The organism is Paraglaciecola mesophila KMM 241 (genome assembly GCF_000315015.1).
GTDB lineage: Bacteria > Pseudomonadota > Gammaproteobacteria > Enterobacterales > Alteromonadaceae > Paraglaciecola > Paraglaciecola mesophila.
This window is the reverse complement of the sequence record NZ_BAEP01000030.1, coordinates 15,959-34,636: the sequence shown is the minus strand read 5'-3', so window position 1 is coordinate 34,636 and position 18,678 is coordinate 15,959. Positions and strand designations below refer to the sequence as shown.

At 46.0% G+C, this 18,678-nt stretch carries 17 protein-coding genes and 1 other annotated feature; of the genes, 7 read left to right on the top strand and 10 right to left on the bottom strand.

Going from position 1 to position 18,678, the window contains the following annotated elements; genetic code table 11:
* The 3 genes from GMES_RS07160 to GMES_RS07150 are packed head-to-tail and all read right to left on the bottom strand — an operon-like array spanning position 1 to position 5,200.
* Positions 1-3,075 carry an efflux RND transporter permease subunit gene (locus GMES_RS07160; protein ID WP_006991958.1) on the bottom strand — a complete coding sequence of 1,025 codons (3,075 nt, stop codon included), beginning with the start codon at positions 3,073-3,075 and terminating at the stop codon, positions 1-3.
* On the bottom strand, positions 3,072-4,127 hold the full coding sequence (locus tag GMES_RS07155) for an efflux RND transporter periplasmic adaptor subunit (protein ID WP_006991957.1): 1,056 nt from the start codon (positions 4,125-4,127) through the stop codon (positions 3,072-3,074). Before GMES_RS07155 ends, GMES_RS07160 begins: the two co-directional genes overlap by 4 nt.
* Complete coding sequence (locus GMES_RS07150; RefSeq protein WP_006991956.1) at positions 4,127-5,200, bottom strand: efflux RND transporter periplasmic adaptor subunit; 1,074 nt, start codon at positions 5,198-5,200, stop codon at positions 4,127-4,129. Before GMES_RS07150 ends, GMES_RS07155 begins: the two co-directional genes overlap by 1 nt.
* Positions 5,201-5,391: 191 nt before the next feature.
* Here GMES_RS07150 and GMES_RS07145 point away from each other — a divergent pair, with 191 nt between their 5' ends.
* Positions 5,392-6,111 carry a TetR/AcrR family transcriptional regulator gene (locus GMES_RS07145; protein WP_006991955.1) on the top strand — a complete coding sequence of 240 codons (720 nt, stop codon included), beginning with the start codon at positions 5,392-5,394 and terminating at the stop codon, positions 6,109-6,111.
* A gap of 78 nt (positions 6,112-6,189) precedes the next feature.
* Here the strand turns inward: GMES_RS07145 and GMES_RS07140 are convergent, their stop codons facing one another.
* The 7 genes from GMES_RS07140 to GMES_RS07110 form a co-directional block, all read right to left on the bottom strand.
* The gene (locus GMES_RS07140) at positions 6,190-6,585 is read right to left on the bottom strand and encodes a hypothetical protein (protein ID WP_006991954.1); all 396 of its coding nucleotides are present in this window, start codon (positions 6,583-6,585) and stop codon (positions 6,190-6,192) included.
* A gap of 2 nt (positions 6,586-6,587) precedes the next feature.
* Complete coding sequence (locus GMES_RS07135) at positions 6,588-7,961, bottom strand: sulfite oxidase (protein ID WP_006991953.1); 1,374 nt, start codon at positions 7,959-7,961, stop codon at positions 6,588-6,590.
* 22 nt (positions 7,962-7,983) lie between these two features.
* Entirely contained in the window at positions 7,984-8,964 is a 981-nt protein-coding gene (locus GMES_RS07130) for a YeiH family protein (RefSeq protein WP_039986863.1), read from the bottom strand.
* 81 nt (positions 8,965-9,045) lie between these two features.
* Positions 9,046-10,035, bottom strand: a complete 990-nt coding sequence (locus GMES_RS07125) for a TauD/TfdA family dioxygenase (protein WP_006991951.1) — start codon at positions 10,033-10,035, stop codon at positions 9,046-9,048.
* Between the two features lie 9 nt (positions 10,036-10,044).
* Complete coding sequence (locus GMES_RS07120; protein ID WP_006991950.1) at positions 10,045-11,010, bottom strand: aldo/keto reductase; 966 nt, start codon at positions 11,008-11,010, stop codon at positions 10,045-10,047.
* 285 nt (positions 11,011-11,295) lie between these two features.
* Positions 11,296-11,748, bottom strand: coding sequence for a hypothetical protein (locus tag GMES_RS07115; RefSeq protein ID WP_006991949.1), 453 nt, complete (start codon positions 11,746-11,748; stop codon positions 11,296-11,298).
* 3 nt (positions 11,749-11,751) lie between these two features.
* The gene (locus GMES_RS07110; protein WP_006991948.1) at positions 11,752-12,096 is read right to left on the bottom strand and encodes a hypothetical protein; all 345 of its coding nucleotides are present in this window, start codon (positions 12,094-12,096) and stop codon (positions 11,752-11,754) included.
* A gap of 438 nt (positions 12,097-12,534) precedes the next feature.
* Positions 12,535-12,648, top strand: a sequence feature (His leader region).
* Positions 12,649-12,728: 80 nt separating this feature from the next.
* Here GMES_RS07110 and hisG point away from each other — a divergent pair.
* The 6 genes from hisG (at position 12,729) to hisA (ending at position 18,583) form a co-directional block, all read left to right on the top strand.
* On the top strand, positions 12,729-13,628 hold the full coding sequence (hisG, locus tag GMES_RS07105) for an ATP phosphoribosyltransferase (protein ID WP_006991947.1): 900 nt from the start codon (positions 12,729-12,731) through the stop codon (positions 13,626-13,628).
* Between the two features lie 80 nt (positions 13,629-13,708).
* Entirely contained in the window at positions 13,709-15,025 is a 1,317-nt protein-coding gene (gene hisD, locus GMES_RS07100) for a histidinol dehydrogenase (RefSeq protein WP_006991946.1), read from the top strand.
* A complete protein-coding gene (hisC, locus tag GMES_RS07095; protein WP_006991945.1) occupies positions 15,018-16,133 on the top strand; it encodes a histidinol-phosphate transaminase in 1,116 nt (371 codons plus the stop codon). The genes hisD and hisC overlap by 8 nt, the downstream gene beginning before the upstream one ends.
* A gap of 1 nt (position 16,134) precedes the next feature.
* Positions 16,135-17,211 carry a bifunctional histidinol-phosphatase/imidazoleglycerol-phosphate dehydratase HisB gene (hisB, locus tag GMES_RS07090; protein WP_006991944.1) on the top strand — a complete coding sequence of 359 codons (1,077 nt, stop codon included), beginning with the start codon at positions 16,135-16,137 and terminating at the stop codon, positions 17,209-17,211.
* Positions 17,211-17,840 carry an imidazole glycerol phosphate synthase subunit HisH gene (gene hisH / locus GMES_RS07085; protein WP_006991943.1) on the top strand — a complete coding sequence of 210 codons (630 nt, stop codon included), beginning with the start codon at positions 17,211-17,213 and terminating at the stop codon, positions 17,838-17,840. Before hisB ends, hisH begins: the two co-directional genes overlap by 1 nt.
* A gap of 8 nt (positions 17,841-17,848) precedes the next feature.
* Positions 17,849-18,583, top strand: coding sequence for a 1-(5-phosphoribosyl)-5-[(5-phosphoribosylamino)methylideneamino]imidazole-4-carboxamide isomerase (hisA, locus tag GMES_RS07080; protein ID WP_006991942.1), 735 nt, complete (start codon positions 17,849-17,851; stop codon positions 18,581-18,583).
* The last annotated feature ends 95 nt before the right edge of the window (positions 18,584-18,678 follow it).

The window sequence follows — 18,678 nt, the reverse complement described above, 5'->3', positions numbered from 1 at the left end:
TTACGCCGTAGCGGGTTTCACTTTATAAAAGATAGAAAACAACACAGGCACCACAATAAGTGTTAATACGGTAGCAAAGCCCAGACCCGCCATAATAGTAATCGCCATAGAGCCAAAGAAGGGATCAAACATCAACGGCACCATGCCTAAAATGGTCGTCATGGCGGCCATACTGACAGGTCGTACACGGCTTAGCGCACTGTCGACTACCGCTTTATACGCATCTTTGCCTGTGGCAAGTTCAATGTTTATCTGATCCATCAATACAATGCCATTTTTCAAAATCATCCCGCTCAGGCTAAGTAAGCCAAGTAAAGCAGTAAAACTAAAGGGTAAACCTGTGGCCAGTAACCCCATAGACACGCCTATGATTGCCAAAGGCACGGTAAACCAAATGACCAGCGGTTTACGCACAGAATTGAACAAAAAGACAGTAATGATAAACATCACCAATGCACCCAAAGGCAAAGACGAAAACATCGCCGCTTGAGCATCATTAGTGGATTCGTACTCTCCTCCCCACGATAGCTCATAGCCTTCAGGTAATGTTATTTCCTCAACTTTAGGGCGCAGACGGGCAAACAAAGATGCTGCAGTTTCATCCCCTAGTACATCGTGATCAGCCATAACGGTAAGGGTACGCTTTCTATCGCGGCGTAGAATAAGCGGATCGATCCACTCCATTTTTACGCCATCAATAATTTGCTCGATTGGTATGTATGTTTGCAAGGTAGGGCTCCAAATATTTAGATTCTCTAAAGATTCAAAATCCACCCTTTCTTCTTCCGGTAAGCGTGCGATAACAGGCAACATATGCGTGCCGTCACGAATGATACCTATGGTGTTACCACCAAATGCCATTTGCAGAGTACTTGATAAGTCTTGTTTAGAAATGCCTAAACGCCGTGCTTTGGATTCATTAAACTGAGGCACCAGCTCTTTGGTACGTTCGCGCCAGTCATGACGAATATTTCGCGCACCAGGATCGGCATTAAACTCATCTTCTATTTGTAGGGCGAGTGAGCGTAATATGTCAGGATCTGAGCCTGTGATCCTTGCTTCGATCTTCGACCCCGGGGTCGGACCAAATTCCATGACCCTTAGGCGAAAAGTAGGATGCGCAAAGTTTTTGTTCAAATCAGCTTCTAAACCATCCAGTAGCAAAAACATGTTTTCCCGGGTGTCAACACGTACGGTCATTTGTGCAAACGCCGCGTAGCTTTGCTCTGGTTGATAAGTCAACATAAAGCGCTGCATACCTTGGCCTACAGTGGAGGCGACAAAATCAACATGCTCCAAAGACTCTAAATACGCTTCTACCTCAGCGCTCTGTTTAATCGTTTGCTGAATATCAGTCCCTTGTGGCATCCACACATCAACATGAAACATGGGCGTGCTAGAAGCAGGAAAGAACGATTGCTTCACATTGCCAAAGCCAATCACAGCCACCACTAACAAAACGACCATTGATGCTACCGTGGCCCAACGAAAACGCAGGGCAAATCGCAGCATCGATCCGAAGACAACAAACAAGGCCCCTTTGTACGCATCGTCGTCTTCGTCATCATTCTGACTGCCATCGGTACTTTGTGGCTTTTCTTTAAGCAGTAGATTGGCTAAAAATGGCGTTAGGGTCAGCGCCGTTATCCAGCTTAAAAATAGCGAATAACACAATACCCAAAACAGCGATCCCATAAACTCACCGGTGGCATCTTCTGACAACCCTATGGGCGCAAATGCCGCTATAGCGATAACGGTAGCCCCAAGTAAAGGCCACTGTGTTTGGGTGACAATATCCTTTGAAGCTTGCAATCGGGTACGACCTTTTTTGAGCCCTACCAATATACCTTCAACAACGACGATGGCGTTATCCACCAGCATACCCAAGGCGATAATCAATGCACCAAGAGAGATACGATGCAGCTCAATATCGTTGTAGCTCATAAGCATGAACGTACCAAAAACCGTCAACAGCAACACAGTACCGATTATGATCCCGCTGCGCAGGCCCATGGCAAACAATAAGACGACAATCACAATACCCACCGCCTGTGCCAGACTTATCACAAAATCACTGACGGATTTATCAACCTCTAACGCTTGATTATAGAAATAATCTAACTCCACTCCGGCCGGTTTAATACTTTGCAATGTTTCAAACTCTTGCTCGATATGTTTACCGATTTCAACCACATTTACCCCTGGGGAAAATGAAATTCCCAAGCTTATCGCTTGACTACTATTGAACGTCACCACATTACTTGGTCGCTCAGCAATGCCCCGTGACACTTTCGCCACATCTTTCAAACGAATAAGGTTACCAGTGTCTCGGCCATGAATAATGAGGTTTTCAAGCTCTTCTACTGAACTTAATGTGCCACTAGGTCGGATGATAAGCGACTGCCCATTGACCATGATTTGGCCAGATTGCTGCACGCTATTTTGCTGATTAAGTAAACCAGTGACCGTGCTCATGTCTAAGTTGAGTGACGCTAAACGCTCTAGGGACAATTCTACAAAAAGCTGCTCGGTTTGATCGCCAGAGATAGCCACCTTACCAACGCCTTGCACTAACTCTAATTCTCGGCGCAGTTGATCCGCATAGCGCTTAAGTTCAACCGCATCGTATCCGTCGCCGGTGATCATGATCATAATGCCGAACACGTCACCAAAATCATCAAGGATCTGTAAAGAGCTCACGCCTGAGGGAAGCGTTGGCTGAACGTCGTTTATCTTACGACGCATTTCATCCCAAATTTGCGGCAGACTTTCGGGCCCATAGATGGACTTCATGCTAACTTTGAGTTGAGACATACCAGCAGAAGAAATAGAGGTAATAGTGTCGATATAGGGTAATTGACGAATTTCACGCTCTAGTGGGTAGGTCAGCTCCTCTTCGACTTCTTGCGGTGTCGCACCAGGGTAAGTCGCAATAATCAAAGCATCTTTTAGGGTGAACGCAGGGTCTTCCAAGCGGCCTAAACCGTAGAAGGCAGACAGACCGCCTAAGGTTAAAATAGTCAGAAATAGCCAGCTAATGACTTTGTGTTTAATCGAGTATTCGGCGATATTCACTTTATGGCTCCTGGGATCGTCATACCCTGTCTTAATTTTCTTAAATTCGAATTGGCAATCACATCGCCCTCACGCACACCGCTGGTAACGATTACACCATTGGATTTAACCTGACTCACCTCAACCGGGAATGCTGTTATTGCCCCGTCCTGAATTTTCCATACTTTGAATTGCCCACGCTCACTAGCAGCGTCAAGCGCGGTCACGGGTAACGCATAGCCTTGTAGGACCGACATCTGCGCTTTAATCATGTCTACACTGACGCGCACATTGGTACCGGGTAAAATCTTAGGAGTAACTTGAGGCATACGTAGCCAAAATTGATAGGTCTGAGATTCAGGGTTTAGCTCGCTGGTGTGCTCAAGGTAATCAAGTGGGTAATTCCCTTCGTAGCCATTGAAATGCGCAACAGGCCGGTAATTCGGCACGCTTAATAATGGTTTCAAGCGCGTCAATACGGTGTCAGACACTGAAATTTCAACGTATACATCTTTGCTCTGATAGATACTGACTACCGTTTCACCCGCAGCTGTGCGCTCAAAATCTTGTTTCGATACTTGCGAGATAATGCCATCTACAGGGGCTTTAATGCGGGTATAACCAAGTTGTACTTCGGCCAGTTTTGCATTCGCTAGTGCGAGTTTGTAGTTTGCCTTCAGCTCGTCGAGTTCCGAAGAAGATAGCATTTCCCTCTCTCTTAGCTCTTTACCCCGAGCCAATTGACGCTCGACTAAATCAAGTTTTGCTTGGGCGTCATTCAACGTTTCTTTGCGCTTGCTGTCATCCAGAATTGCCAATACTTGATCTTTTCTGACCTCATCCCCTTCTTGTACCAATACATCTAGAATCTCGCCTTCTAAACGAAATGATAACGGTGTGAGCTCAGGTGCAATCACCTGACCGTTAAATGCACGAAATTGAGTTTCGATAGGAGCAGGTACAGTGATGGTATCTAAAATAAGAGGTGGTTTAGTGCGGTGTTCTATATTCGGCGAGCAAGCTTGCAGCATGATCGCGCCAATAAAAACCAAGCGACATTTTGCACTGTTCATCAAATTCCGTCCTCTTCTACCCACGGCTTAACAAGTTGGCCTTCTTCAAGACCGTGAATTCCGGTTTCAACCACAAGATCACCTTGTTGCAACCCGCTATGAATAAAACCATTGTCATCTAAAATCACGGCTGTTTTCATCACACGTTTTTCATTTGGCTCGAATTTCCAAACGTGACCTTTGCCATCTTCTTTGCTGATCCACGCGGTTCTAGGCAAAGTGAACTGACGTTTGTTTTCGGGGTTAGCCACATGTACTTGGCCACTCATGCCTGACAGCAAGGTCACATCAGCTGGGCGGCGCACCGTCACGCGTGCCGTATAAGTATTAGTATCAGCATTTGGCTGGGTGGAAATTTCTTTAAATAGCGCGGGTATTTGCTGCTCACGGGCTGAGTCCATCGTCACCCATACGCTCGATTGGCTAATCGCCTGCACACCATAATTTGAAACAAAACTGACGGGAACGGTAAAGACCACATCCATCACGGTGTTGTTGAGTACTTTCATCACTGGCTGATTGGCCGCCACCACCTGATGGGATTCGGCGTTAGTTAATGACACCGTGCCATCAAATGGCGCAATAATTTTAGTGTAAGTTAAGTCTATCTTAGCTTGGGCGAGCTGAGCCTTAGCCACTTTATAATTTGTTTCTGTTTGATCGAATAAGTCTTTGCTAATGAGGGTGTCTTTGATCAATGCTTTGGCTCTTAAATACTGTGTTTCAGCCAAATCAAACTCTGCTTGACGAGTGTCTAAAGCAAGTTGGTAATCCGTTGGGTCTAGCGCTGCCAATAACTCGCCTTTTTTGACCTGCTTGCCCATGCGTGGCATGACTGATGCAATTTCGCCGGCTACGTTGAATGATAATACCGCACGCTCTGTGGCATCCAGTTTACCGATAAAGCTGTCAACATGCTGACGGCTAAGGTCCGGAACCATAGTTAACTTCACAGGCTTAATAACCCGGCTCACTTCTTGAGAGTTAACATTATTGCACCCAGTTACGCCGACACTGACGAGCAACATAACTCCTAACGAGCCTAATATGCGACTAACATTTTTACTTGGCATTTCACTCATCTCTATTTTATTAACTTAATCTCTACTTTACTGCCCAATCGTATAGTAAAATACTATACAGGCGTGCAGTATATTTAAATTATTGCTAAAATCAATATTTATTGACCTATCGGTACATTAAAAATTTTAAACAGGGTAAATATCTGTTACAACACCGCCAGCAAAAGGGTGAAAGAGTAAAAATGAACGTAAAAAAGCAAGGGCGTAGAAGCGCCGAAGACGCAGAACAAACCAAATCAGACATACTAGAAGCCGCCGCTGAATTGTTTTGTGAGCTCGGGTTTGAGCGTGTTTCTTTGCGAAACATCAGTGACAAAGCCGGGGTGTCTCATAGTCTGATACGCCATCATTTCGGCAGCAAAGAAGAAATCTGGCACGCAATTAGTGACGAACTGCATGAATTCATTGTTCGGTATGTGGCAGTGGTATACCAAAATATGTCAAAAACAGTCCCAGCTAACGTGCAGCTGTTCGAATTTACTAAGCGCATGCTGGCGTATATGTTGGTGTTTAAACGCCCTGTTCAGTTAATGGCCGATGCTGTGCGCCAAGAAGATGCCTTACTCGACTATTTCATTGGCAGCAGCGACGATATTGAAAGTTTTGTCGAAGGGCTAGTCAGCGCTCACAATGCTGCTTTTCCTGAAGCACATATTCGCATGTGGGATCTAAAGTGGCAGATTGTAATGTACGCCCATGCTGCTGCATCTCTAACGCCGTTTCTAAAGGAAACTTGGTCTGACGAAACAGACGATCTCAACACCTGCTTACTGCGACATTTTATGTTGTTCGAACAGACCATGGCTGCAAGGTTAAAAATCGATAATTGCTATCGCAGCATCCCCGACAGCGTAGAAGAGTTGGTTTACGAGTTACCTGACTCAGTAACGCCAGAGGAATAGCTTTTTATCGAACTAAAGTTGGTAAGGCATAAAAAAGCCTAGCAATGGCTAGGCTAACTCGATTGTTGGTAAACTAGGCTATTTCACCTTTTTCGGCATTAAGTGCTCTGGCAATGGGGCTCGTCGCCCCATGGCTCGCTCGCCATAGTTGGCACTCAAATAATCGAGTATTTCTTCCTCTTGGGGCAAAGGCCAAAGGTTTTGGGTTTTCTGCATCCAGCGGATAGTCGTCAACCAGCGTTCTCGACTCATGTGATTCTGAGTGACCAGTTTTGCAGAGTGACAAGCCGTACAATGGGCCCGCACCATTTCAAAACCGGGCTTGATGATAAAACCTGAACTAGGGTCTATCTGGCCATCCGTGCTGGCTGAAGGTTTTACATCAGCTGCGATAGTTAATCCACTTACTAAAGCGCATAAGGTTAACAGCGTCAGCCTTTTTGGCCCATTCTGTCTATTTTGAAAGAGGCTCATGGTTACACCACTTGCACAGCAACACGATGGCAGGCATTGTTTAAATACCCTTTAGGATTCCAGCCCGGTAATATCATGGGTTGGCTTATTCCATCGCTATCAGTGGCTTTTGCCCACACTTCAAAATAGCCTTTAGTCGGAAAGTTCAGCTCACTTTGCCAGTGTTGCCACGCATTGCGATTCACCGGTTTTTCAATCTTGGCTTGTTGCCATGTTTGGCCAAAGTCGACAGAGATATGCACCTCGCTTACCGCTTTATCCCCAGCCCAAGCGTGCCCGCGCACTGCAAAGGCTTCATCCTGTTTATGGCTTTCGCCTGATTTAGGAAAGGTAATGAGTGATTTAACAGGCATGGCATGAATAATACACATGTCATCAGCGGCCACTTTACTGCCAGGGGCCACTGGCTCACAGGGAACACGATAGGCGGGTGCCGCCATTTTCGCGCCGTCATGCACTTGGTCACGGATCACGATACGCTCAAGCCATTTACCAGAGGTGGATGCTGGCCAGCCTCCTATGACTAAACGTAAAGGGTGACCGTTCATGATGGGAATATCAGCATCATTCATGGACCAAGCAATTAAGTTTTCATGTTCAAGGGCTTTATCGATAGGCACACCGCGAGAAATCGCTTCTTTGCTCGCGTCACCGCTGATGTGTGTGTCTTTGCCGTAATAACCGATGTAAACCGCATCGTCTTTAATGCCAACGTCTTTAAGTACATCCGCTAAGCGCACGCCTGTCCACTTAGGACAAGCTACCGCCCCTGTTGTCCACTGGTTACCCTTAGCTCCTGGGCTAAATTCCGCGCGGCCATTACCGCCGCACTCTAGCGTTAGTTGATAGCTATGATGCGTAAATTTCTGTTTTAGATCATCTAGGCTATATTGTTTACGCTGCTTAGCGGATTCACCTTCTATGGTGAGTACCCAATTGTTTACATCAATTTCACTGGGCGGAATACCATTGTTACGCACGAACATATTTTCGGCGCTGGTGATTTTGTCATCCAGCATATGGGCAGGGGTTTCAGCATTAATTGGCCTGTCATTGAGTACCACCAGCCCCGCGCTTTTACCAATAATGGTCGATGGGCTATTGGTTTGGGCGAACGCGCTGGATATCATGCCCGAGGGTAGTAAAGGCGAAAGTAAGGTTTGTGCGCCGGTAACAGCACCGAGTCCCAGTAAAAACTTTCGTCTGGAAAGCCCCCTGTGCGCATTGTTAATAGGAGTTGTTGCGGGTGCTTCAAAAGACGAAGCACCCGCAGAAAGTGTATTTGAATCAAAGTCAGTACGGGAAACGTAGGAAATTGCCGACGAATGTTCGGCAGAGGAAAAAGCAGACTCTGGCTTGGTCTGTGTTGGTTTCATGACATCACCTCATTAAGAAAATTTAAAGATAAGGAAGGCATACCAATATCAAGCCAGCAATCCATGCCGTTTCTAGCATTAGCAATAAAATAGGTTTGAAACCTACCGTCAGTAATTGGCTTAAGTTGGACTTCATACCAATTGCTGCAATGGCGATGACTAATGCAAAACGAGAGATATCGCTAGATATTTTGGTCAATGCCTCAGGCAAGGCTACCATGCTGTTGATGCTCATTAAAATAACAAAACCGATTAAAAACAAGGGAATACCCGGCGCTTTGGCATGAGTAGTTTTGTCTAAATTCATCCTAAGTACCAACAAAATACACACAACGACCGGCATCAATAAAGCCACACGTACCAGTTTCGTCAGCGTAGCTAACACGCCTGTTTGTTCTGACACCGAGTAACCTGCGCCCACTACTTGAGCTACATCATGAATAGTGCCGCCGAGAAAAATACTGGTGGCGGTTTCATCGAGACCCAACATACCAGCGATAATCGGATAGACCACCATCGCCATGGTCGATAGTGCCGTCACACCAATAATAGTTAATAGAGTGTCACGATCTTTGTCTTTGCTATCAGGTAATACTGCGGATATCGCCATGGCAGCTGATGCGCCGCAAATGCCTACTGCGCCGCCAGTGAGCACTCCAAAGCGTTTTTGCAAGCCAAATGCTTTGGCTAATACTATGCCAAGCAAAATGGTGCTCATAATAGCCACTACCAGTAACAAGCCGGTTTTCCAGCCCAAGGCAATTAAGTCACCAAAGGCAATTCTCAGACCTAGTAGCGCCACACCGATACGTAAGATAGTACTGGCGGTAAATTCGATACCGGTTTTACATTGGGTACCTTGATGTAAAAAGGACATTGCAATGCCCAACAGCAAGGCAAATAGCATGGCTGGCGCGCCGTAATGGTCGCTTAAAAATAGCGCTGCCATGCCCACAGTTGTCGCCACCATAATGCCAGGTAGCAATGTTTTGATTCTTTCCATATGTGTTTTTTCCATATGTGTTGCTACCTGAAATGAAGGCGGGCTGTGTAGATATTTTAACGATGTGATGCGTTAGCGATATTAATTCATCGCCAAGGCAACGAGCACTTCACGCTTGCGCTCACCTGAGTATGAACGGCGTCCGTGCATGCTCATGTAGTTATCGACTAAAGCAACGTCACCGTCTTGCCAAGGCAAATCGAAGGTGTAATCTTTGGCTAAATCCGTGGCTAATTGCAGTCCTTCTACAGGGATCGCACTGCCATCGCCAAAGGTAATTGCACTTGAAGGATTTTCACGCACGCCCTTCCATCCCATAAACGCAGCAATAAGCTGGTTGTAAAAGACTTCTTTGCCGTTATCCAACTTTACCACCGCTGGTAACACTGGTGTGGTGGCACGTAAACCGCCATCTTCAGTCCACGTCCAGCTGTAACCTAGCTCTTTAAGCTTGGCTTCTGCTTCCCCTTGGCTTTCAACACTTAGGGTGCTCTTCCAGCTGCGACCTTGACCTGAATTCACGTCATTTTCACTGGGCATGTGCGTGGTGTACTTTAAGCCTTTGTTAATGAAGTCTGCTGCTAATACAGGTTGTTGCGCTTTAAGCTGAGCAAACAACAAGTCAGAGCGGCAAATAGGCGTGGCTCCGCCTTCATCCGCAGCCGTTTTGCAAAAGAAAAATACTTTGCTCGGTGAAATAGGCGTCTGAGCCATCTCGTGATGCAAGAATATCTCAACGTGCTTAGGCGCTTCATTAGCGGTAAACACGCGCTTAGTGAAGTTAATGCGTACCGCGTTTGACAAAGATTCTTTGTAGGTAAAGTTTGGGTACCCAAAGGCGCTAGAGAACTCATCAAACGTTTCCGCTGAATCAAGCGGAAAGCCTCTGAACAAAATAGCCCCTGACTCTTTTAGCTCAGCCTCAAGTGCTGCTTTATTTTGCTCAATCCACGCAGCACAATCATTTAGTGTCTTTACTGAACCGTCGTTTAACACAACACGTGGAAAAACCGAGTCACCGCTTTTTAGTTGATGCGGTACGTCAACATAATTAATCGCTTGTACTGACATGATTACACCCTAATCGTAGATTGGATAAAAAGTATTGAATGCTTCTTCACAGAAATGGCCTGGGTCGTTAAAACGGCGGTTGCTGTTAAGAGCGTTGATATCGTCCATTTCTTGCTGCGACAGTTCGAAGTCAAAAATGGCTAAGTTTTCCACTAAACGCTCAGGTTTAGAGGTTTTTGGAATGATTGCATTGCCGCGCTGCACGCCCCAACGAAGCACTACTTGCGCTGCAGTTTTACCTAAACGTTGTGCTGCTGCTTTGACCACGCTTTGCTCTAGAACAGATTCAGCAGCCCCTGCCATATCAAGCTCAAGGTATGACAAAGCACCAAGAGGTGAGAACGCAGTCACTTGGATGTCATATTGCTTGGCTAATTTCATCAGACGTTCTTGCGTCAAATAGGGGTGCGACTCAACTTGCAACATAGCGGGCTTGATTTTAGCGTAAGCCATCAAATCATTAAGCAAACCTGTGTTGTAGTTGCACACACCGATTTCTTTGGTTAAGCCTTTCTCAACCAGAGACTCCATGGCGTGCCATGTTTCAAATAACGGCACTGGAGCCAATTCCATCTTAGGATTAGCGGCACTTGGGTCTGTGATCCACTCAGGTGGGTAGCGATCATCGAAGGCGACAAAAGGCTGAGCAATGGGAAAATGAATCAGATACAAGTCTAAATAGTCTAATTTTAAGTCTGACAAAGAACGTTCAATTGCTTGTTGCACATGCTCTTTTGCATGATACGTATTCCATAATTTTGACGTGATCCATAAGTCGTCACGGGTACAGATTCCTTCGTCGATGGCGCGCTTAATCCCCTCGCCTACCTGTACTTCATTGCCGTAATCACAGGCGCTGTCTAAATGGCGATACCCTGCTTTTATGGCCTCATAAACGGCATCGGCACAGATATCTTGGGGGATTTTCCAAAGGCCGAATCCGACTTTGGGCATTTTGCTCTGACTGAGTGACATACATTCATTCCTACGGTGAAAAGCTACGGGTAATAAATAGACGCTAATTAAATCTAATATTATGTCTTATATAAGACATAAGTTAAGGCACTACTTATGATTTGTCAAATAGTTGTGTACCAATTCACTAGAACCAGCGAAGACAAGCGACCAAGTAATTGAATTTCAATGAAAATTCAAAATACGAAATGGTAAACAAAATGTAAATTAAAGGTCAAAAGGCGAAAGAGATGACCTTTATAGAGCCTTATAACAGGCGAATTTATGCATACAAGACTAGCGTTTTTATTGATTCAGCAGTTCTCGCAATTTGCGCTCTGCTGCTTGGGCGGGTGTTTCGCTATGAGGGGATTGTAGGGGCTCTTGCGTGTGGTTTTGCGAAATATTGATCGCATCATCAAGCTTTTGTTCGTGATTGTCGTGACGCTCACTATCACACTCTTCATCATCAAACAGCGCAGCAAGTTGTGCTTTTGCCTGGCGTTGTTTGATGAGTTTTGTATCGTCAAAAGCGCGGCTAGACAAAGCATAATATTCACAAAAGTTGGCCCGCTCTTTATCCACGATAAACTCGGCACGCTCTTCATTACAGCCAGTACGATTGTGGGTATCATAATGCTGACACATTTTACAAGCATGAATATCACTATGACACTGGCTGCACTCTTCGCGACGAGACACAGGGGTAATGATATTGCTTAGGTGCGCACCGCATTGCCAGCATGTTGCCGTGGCCATTTGCTATACCTCTATATCAATAAATTTAGGATCATCAGACTCTGTGTTTTTAACAGCTTGCTCCTTAGCTGTCTGCTCAGGCGATTTCGCCTCGCTTTTAGCAACTTGCTGGTCGTGTTCGTCAAGCTGTTTTTGTGCATCACGCTGATCTTGGGCGTCACGCGTAGCATTGCGTCGCTGACGTTTCTTTTCCCTAGGGTCGTCTTTGTCAGGTCGGTATGCCTCATCCTCTTCATCGATCTGTTTGATAGCACCCTTTTTATCAATCTTTTTGACCTTGAGTTCGTCACGGGCAATGGGTGACTTCCCCTCACGAGGCAGAATCGAAAACAGCAAGTCGTTTAACATGGTTCTCTCCGTTTTAGCGTAACCATCAAAAGCCAATAAAAGCTGAGATTATTATAAGCTGTAACCGTTATTTACTGATTATGAACCGAGTAGCTCATTAATTACGTCAATCATCAACCGCGCCAAGCATAACATTTAGAGCTTAACGGCGTTGCTTGGTTCCCCCGATTTTGTATGTACATCGACTAGGTCAATAAATAACCACGCAGATGCTAAAACCAGCTATTTAAATTATGCCTTTTAGCAGTAACTTATACCTGTTTTACGTTACAAAACCTATTGTAATCCCCTTTGCGACAGTCTTTCGATGCTGTTGTAACACTTTGACGTAAAAAGTTAGAAATTTACTGTTGCATTAAGCAAGCCAATTAGCTAATGTTTGCGCCCTCAGTCGAAACACGGCCCAAGAATTACAATGTTTATCTCAATTACGCCAGCAAAACATCACCATCATATAGCATAACCTTTCAGGTTGGTGCTGGAAGGTCTATTGATTCCTTCCTGCGGCGTAACGATTAACGAGCCCTCGGAAGGAAACTTCCGGGGGTTTTTCATTTAAGGCATTGAAATATATATAATTCATGAGCATCGGTAAGATGAATTTACGCAAATGATAATAGGACAAGCAACTTATGAGTGACAGCAACAGATTACGTATCGCAATTCAAAAATCAGGTCGCTTAAGCGACGACAGCATTGCGCTATTAAAAGCCATTGGCGTTAAACTGCAAATTCGTGACCGCTTGTTAATTGCTCACGCGACCAACTTACCTATCGATTTACTACGTGTACGTGATGACGACATTCCTGGTCTAGTCATGGACGGCGTCGTTGATTTAGGTTTCATCGGTGAAAACGAGCTAGAAGAAAAAATGCTTGAGCGCCAGGCATCGGGTAAAAAATTCGAATTTAAGACCCTGCGCCGTTTAGATTACGGTGGATGCCGTTTGTCTATCGCCGTACCAAATGAGTTTGATTACCAAGGTGTTCAATCGTTAGAAGGCAAAAAAGTAGCGACAACTTACCCTTTCCTGCTTGAGCGTTTCTTCAAAGAAAATAACGTCAATGCGTCTGCGGTTATGTTAACCGGCTCTGTTGAAGTTGCACCGCGAGCAGGCGTAGCCGATGCAATTTGTGACTTGGTATCAACCGGCGCGACCCTTGAAGCAAACGGATTGCAAGAAGAGGAAGAAATCTTCCAATCTAAAGCGGTGCTTATACAACGTGCAGGCGAATTACCTGAAGCCAAAGCCCAACTTGTGAGCCGCTTCTTGCCACGTATCGATGGCGTGATGCAGGCCAAGGAAAGCAAATATATCATGTTGCACGCACCTAAAACCTACCTAGAGCAAGTGAAAAGCTTGTTACCAGGTTCAGGTAGCCCAACAGTATTGCCATTAGCAGGCAGTGACGACACTGTCGCTGTACATGTGGTTAGCTCTGAAACCCTTTTCTGGGAAACCATGGAAAAGCTTAAAGCCCTAGGTTGTAGCTCTATATTGGTGATGCCAATCGAAAAAATGATGGGCTAGTGGTTCAATTACTCATTGTATAATTGAGCAAGCTAGTAAGCAGTACGAATACCTTATATTGGTCAGTGAGACGAACGAAAATGCAAACATGGTCGGGCCTAAACGAAGGCCAACAACAGGCATTGTTAAGCCGCCCAGCAATGGCGGATAACAAGGCGCTCAGCAGTGCAGTGGCTGACATTATTCAGCAGGTTGCCGACAACGGCGATAACGCATTACGTGAATTAACCCGCCGCTTTGATGGCGTTGAACTGGGCGAGCTAAGTTTACCAATGGGTGAACTGACTACCGCCGAGCATGATATTAGCCATGACGTTAAAACCGCTATTGATACGGCATATGCCAATATTCATGCCTTTCACAGTGCGCAAAAGCCAAATGATGTAAAAGTGGAAACGGCGCCGGGTGTGGTGTGCGAATTAAAACATGCCCCGCTAGATTCTGTTGGTTTGTATATTCCAGGCGGCAGTGCGCCACTTATCTCTACTGTGCTGATGTTAGGTGCGACCGCGCAAGTCGCTGGTTGCCCTCGCAAAGTCTTGTGTACGCCGCCTAATAAGCAAGGTGAAGTACCGGCCGAAATACGTTACGCAGCCAGCTTATGTAATATCAACGAAGTGTATCTAGTGGGCGGAGCGCAAGCGATTGCCGCCCTTGCCCTAGGCACAGAGTCCATCACCAAAGTGGACAAAATCTTTGGTCCTGGCAACAGTTTTGTGACCGAAGCCAAGCAGCAAGTCAGTCGCATTCCTGCAGGCCCAGCGATTGATATGCCAGCAGGTCCATCAGAAGTGTTGGTGATTGCCGATGGCAAGGCGAATCCTGTGTTCGTCGCGTCCGATTTGCTGTCGCAGGCAGAGCACGGCGCTGACTCCCAAGCCATTTTGGTCAGTGACTCACAAACGTTGATTCAAGCCACAGAGCAAGAGGTAGAGCGTCAATTAACCACTCTTAGCCGTCAGGAGACTGCCCGTAAAGCTATGGCACACAGCCGTTATATTTTAACGGACGCTATAGACAGCGCGATTGAAGTAAGCAACCAATACGCACCTGAGCACTTGATTGTGCAAGTTGAAAACCCACGAGCATGTTTGCCTAAGCTAAAAAATGCAGGCTCGATTTTCGTCGGTCAATGGTCGCCGGAATCTGCCGGTGATTACGCTAGTGGAACCAATCACGTGTTACCCACCTATGGCTATGCACGTAATTACTCAAGCTTAGGCTTAGCCGACTTTATTCGCCGTTACACGGTGCAAGAACTAAGCGCCAGCGGCCTACAAAATATTGGCAGTGCCATCATGGATTTAGCCCAAGCGGAAGGCCTAGATGCCCACAAGCAAGCCGTTGCCTTACGTTTAGAGACCCTTGCAAATCAACAGGAGCAAGATAATGGCTAAGCCTGTGAATAATCTTATCGACTTGCTGTTAAACGACAACATCAAAGCATTAAAGCCGTATGAATCAGCGCGGCGCTTGTTCTCAGGTGCAGGTAATAAACAACAAGTTTGGCTAAACGCGAATGAATCACCGTTTGCCAATGATTTTACTATCGATGCCGAGCGTTTTAATCGCTACCCTGATTGTCAGCCGCCAGCAGTAATTGATGCCTACGCCGCCTATGCCGGTATTCAACCTGACCAGTTATTGGTCAGCCGCGGTGCGGATGAAGGCATTGAATTACTCATTCGCGCTTTTTGTACACCAGGCAAAGACAGCGTGCTTATTTGCCCGCCGACCTACGGCATGTATGCCATCAGTGCAGAAACCTGTGATGTGGGTATAGAACGCGCTGCGTTAAATGATGACTTTTCATTAAACGTTGACGCCATCAAGGCCTTTAAAGGCAAAGTGAATCTGGTGTTTATTTGCTCACCAAATAACCCCACCGGCACCAGTGTTGACAAAAACCAACTACTAGAGGTGATTGAACACTTTGCCGACAGCGCCATTGTGGTCATTGATGAAGCCTATATCGAGTTTGATAAAGACAGCAGCTGGGCCGCTGAGCTCACTCATTATCCGAACATTGCTATTTTACGCACCCTGTCCAAAGCCTTCGCTTTAGCCGGTTTGCGTTGCGGTTTCACGTTAGCCCAAGCGCCCGTTATACAAGCATTAATGAAGGTCATTGCGCCCTACCCTATTCCAGAGCCTGTGGCGCAAATTGCCGCTCAAGCGCTTAGTAGCAAAGGGCTAGTAACCCTTGAACAACAAGTTGCCGTGATCAATCAAGAAAAAGCCCTGCTCAAAAGCGCTCTGGCTAAATTTGCAGACGTTGAGCTTGTCGGTGACGATAAAGCCAACTTTATTCTTTTTCGCACACCCCAAAAGTCTGCATTGATGAACCACTTGGTTGCCAGCGGTATCTTAATACGTGACCAATCGAAACAAGTTAACCTGGATAATTGCTTGCGCATCACTGTGGGCAACCCAGAACAGAATAAACAATTGCTGAGCGAGATCAGTCGTTTTTTCACCCTTCAAACTTCTACGCAGGAGGCCTAACGTGAGCCTAAGTCAGCAAGCCATTTTATTCATCGACCGTGACGGTACCTTGGTTGAAGAGCCACCTATTGATAAGCAGTTAGACACCCTAGCAAAACTGGTTTTTGAACCTATGGTAATGCCGGTATTAACCCAATTGCAAAATGCAGGATTTCGCTTGGTCATGGTGTCAAACCAAGATGGTTTAGGCACGGATAGCTTCCCTCAAGCCGATTTTGATTTACCACATGATAAAATGATGAGCATTTTTGCTAGCCAAGGGATTGTCTTTGATGACGTATTGATATGCCCGCATTTTCCTGAAGACAATTGTACTTGCCGTAAACCGAATTTAGGTTTGGTCAAAGACTATCTTCAACAAGGTAAAATTGATTTCACGCGCTCGTTTGTCATTGGGGATCGTGAAACCGATATTCAATTAGCTGAAAATATGGGTATTGTTGGTATTCGCTACGATCGTGACACAAAAGACTGGCCAGCGATTGCCAAGCAACTATTGGCATCAAGCCGTATTGCTGAAGTGGTGCGTAAAACCTCAGAAACAGACATTCACGTTAAGGTCGATTTAGACTCGCAGGCCAAATCGACAATAGAAACGGGCATTGGCTTTTTCGATCACATGCTTGATCAAATCGCCACTCACGGCGGCTTTGAACTAAACCTACGCGTAGACGGCGATTTGCACATTGATGATCATCACAGTGTTGAAGACACCGCCTTAGCCCTTGGCGAAGCGTTGAAAAAAGCCTTAGGTGATAAGCGTGGCATCGGTCGATTTGGTTTTGCTTTGCCAATGGATGAGTGCCGCGCAGAGTGTATTTTAGATATATCAAACCGCCCTCACCTTAAATTTGAAGCCGACTTTAGCCGAGACACAGTAGGCGAGATGGCGACCGAAATGGTGCCGCATTTCTTCTATTCGATTGCGCAAGCCATGGGCTTGTCGCTGCACTTGTCGACCTCTGAAGGCAATGCTCATCACCAAGTAGAGAGCTTATTTAAGGTGTTTGGCCGTGCGCTACGCCAAGCGATTCAGAAGAACGGTGAAGCACTACCCAGCAGTAAAGGAACGTTATAGTGAGTACGTCAGCACCTTTAGTTAGCAGCAAACAGAACATTGTTATTGTGAACACCGGTTGCGCGAATATTTCATCGGTAAAATTTGCCGTTGAACGCCTAGGGGTAAAAGTGGATGTGTCTGATGATGTTCAGGTCATTCAAAAAGCCGATAAAGTGTTTTTGCCAGGCGTAGGCAGTGCCAACGCCGCTATGGCCAGCATTGAGGTTAAACAGCTAAAATCCTGTATTCAGAGCCTAACACAACCGGTATTAGGCATTTGCCTAGGCATGCAACTCATGGTTGAGCGCTCCGAAGAAAGCCTAGTGGATAGCACCCCATGTTTAGGGATGATCCCCGGTGAAGTAAAACGCATGCAAGTAGGCGATTTACGCTTACCCCATATGGGCTGGAATACAGTGAACCCAGTTGAGCAAAAAACCTTATTCAAAGGCATCGATGCTGGCAGTTACTTTTACTTTGTACATAGCTTTGCCGTTGCTGTCGGTGAATATACCCTAGCGCAAACTGACTATGGCATGCCGTTTTCAGCTGCGCTGCATAAAGACAATTTTTTCGGCGTGCAATTTCACCCTGAACGTTCTAGTGACGCGGGCGCCGCCCTTCTTAAAAACTTTATCGAGTTATAAACCAGATTATGATTATACCCGCAATAGATTTGATTGAAGGCTCTGTGGTTCGTTTGTATCAAGGCGACTATGAGCAAAAAACGCAATACGAACTAGACCCCATTGACGTAGTCAACAACTATGCCGATCAAGGCGCTAAGTGGTTACACATAGTGGATTTAACTGGCGCGAAAGACACCAACAAACGCCAGCTAAAGCTGATTGGCGACATGGTGGCCACTGGCCGCATGCAGTTTCAAGCAGGCGGTGGTATTCGCAGCGAACAAGACGTAGCGCAACTGTTAGAGCTAGGCGTTAAACGTGTTGTTATTGGCTCGCTTGCGGTGAAAGAGCCTGAGCTGGTCAAAGGTTGGGTCACTAAATATGGCAGTGAAGCTATCGTACTCGCCCTTGATATCAACATTGACGAGCAAGGTAATAAATTTATTGCTACCCATGGCTGGCAAGAGAACTCCGGGGTGTCACTAGAAGCGCTGCTAGAAGACTTTTTGTCTGTAGGGGCCAAGCACGTGCTATGCACTGACATCAGTCGTGATGGCACATTACAAGGTGCAAACCATCAATTGTATAGCGAGATGGCTGCGAAATTCCCGACCATTGAATGGCAGGCATCAGGCGGCATTGGTAATTTGGATGATATCGCTGTACTTAAGCCAACCCATGTCAGTGGGGTTATTCTTGGCCGAGCGTTGCTTGAAGGCAAATTCACCGTCGAGCAAGCGATAGAATGTTGGCAAAGTTAATTCACACCCCTTTTACGCGGTGAGAGCACCGGTACAATCAAGCTAGACAAAGTCCTTAACAATTGTATGGGACGAAGTGATTGCACTGGGGTCGT

What these genes read in the sequence shown, in the direction of transcription:
- GMES_RS07155 (WP_006991957.1), bottom strand. Translation starts at nt 4,127, where the DNA reads ATGAACAGTGCAAAATGTCGCTTGGTTTTTATTGGCGCGATCATGCTG.
- GMES_RS07150 (WP_006991956.1), bottom strand. Translation starts at nt 5,200, where the DNA reads ATGCCAAGTAAAAATGTTAGTCGCATATTAGGCTCGTTAGGAGTTATG.
- GMES_RS07145 (WP_006991955.1), top strand. Translation starts at nt 5,392, where the DNA reads ATGAACGTAAAAAAGCAAGGGCGTAGAAGCGCCGAAGACGCAGAACAA.
- GMES_RS07140 (WP_006991954.1), bottom strand. Translation starts at nt 6,585, where the DNA reads ATGAGCCTCTTTCAAAATAGACAGAATGGGCCAAAAAGGCTGACGCTG.
- GMES_RS07135 (WP_006991953.1), bottom strand. Translation starts at nt 7,961, where the DNA reads ATGAAACCAACACAGACCAAGCCAGAGTCTGCTTTTTCCTCTGCCGAA.
- GMES_RS07130 (WP_039986863.1), bottom strand. Translation starts at nt 8,964, where the DNA reads ATGGAAAGAATCAAAACATTGCTACCTGGCATTATGGTGGCGACAACT.
- GMES_RS07125 (WP_006991951.1), bottom strand. Translation starts at nt 10,035, where the DNA reads ATGTCAGTACAAGCGATTAATTATGTTGACGTACCGCATCAACTAAAA.
- GMES_RS07120 (WP_006991950.1), bottom strand. Translation starts at nt 11,010, where the DNA reads ATGTCACTCAGTCAGAGCAAAATGCCCAAAGTCGGATTCGGCCTTTGG.
- GMES_RS07115 (WP_006991949.1), bottom strand. Translation starts at nt 11,748, where the DNA reads ATGGCCACGGCAACATGCTGGCAATGCGGTGCGCACCTAAGCAATATC.
- GMES_RS07110 (WP_006991948.1), bottom strand. Translation starts at nt 12,096, where the DNA reads ATGTTAAACGACTTGCTGTTTTCGATTCTGCCTCGTGAGGGGAAGTCA.
- hisG (WP_006991947.1), top strand. Translation starts at nt 12,729, where the DNA reads ATGAGTGACAGCAACAGATTACGTATCGCAATTCAAAAATCAGGTCGC.
- hisD (WP_006991946.1), top strand. Translation starts at nt 13,709, where the DNA reads ATGCAAACATGGTCGGGCCTAAACGAAGGCCAACAACAGGCATTGTTA.
- hisC (WP_006991945.1), top strand. Translation starts at nt 15,018, where the DNA reads ATGGCTAAGCCTGTGAATAATCTTATCGACTTGCTGTTAAACGACAAC.
- hisA (WP_006991942.1), top strand. Translation starts at nt 17,849, where the DNA reads ATGATTATACCCGCAATAGATTTGATTGAAGGCTCTGTGGTTCGTTTG.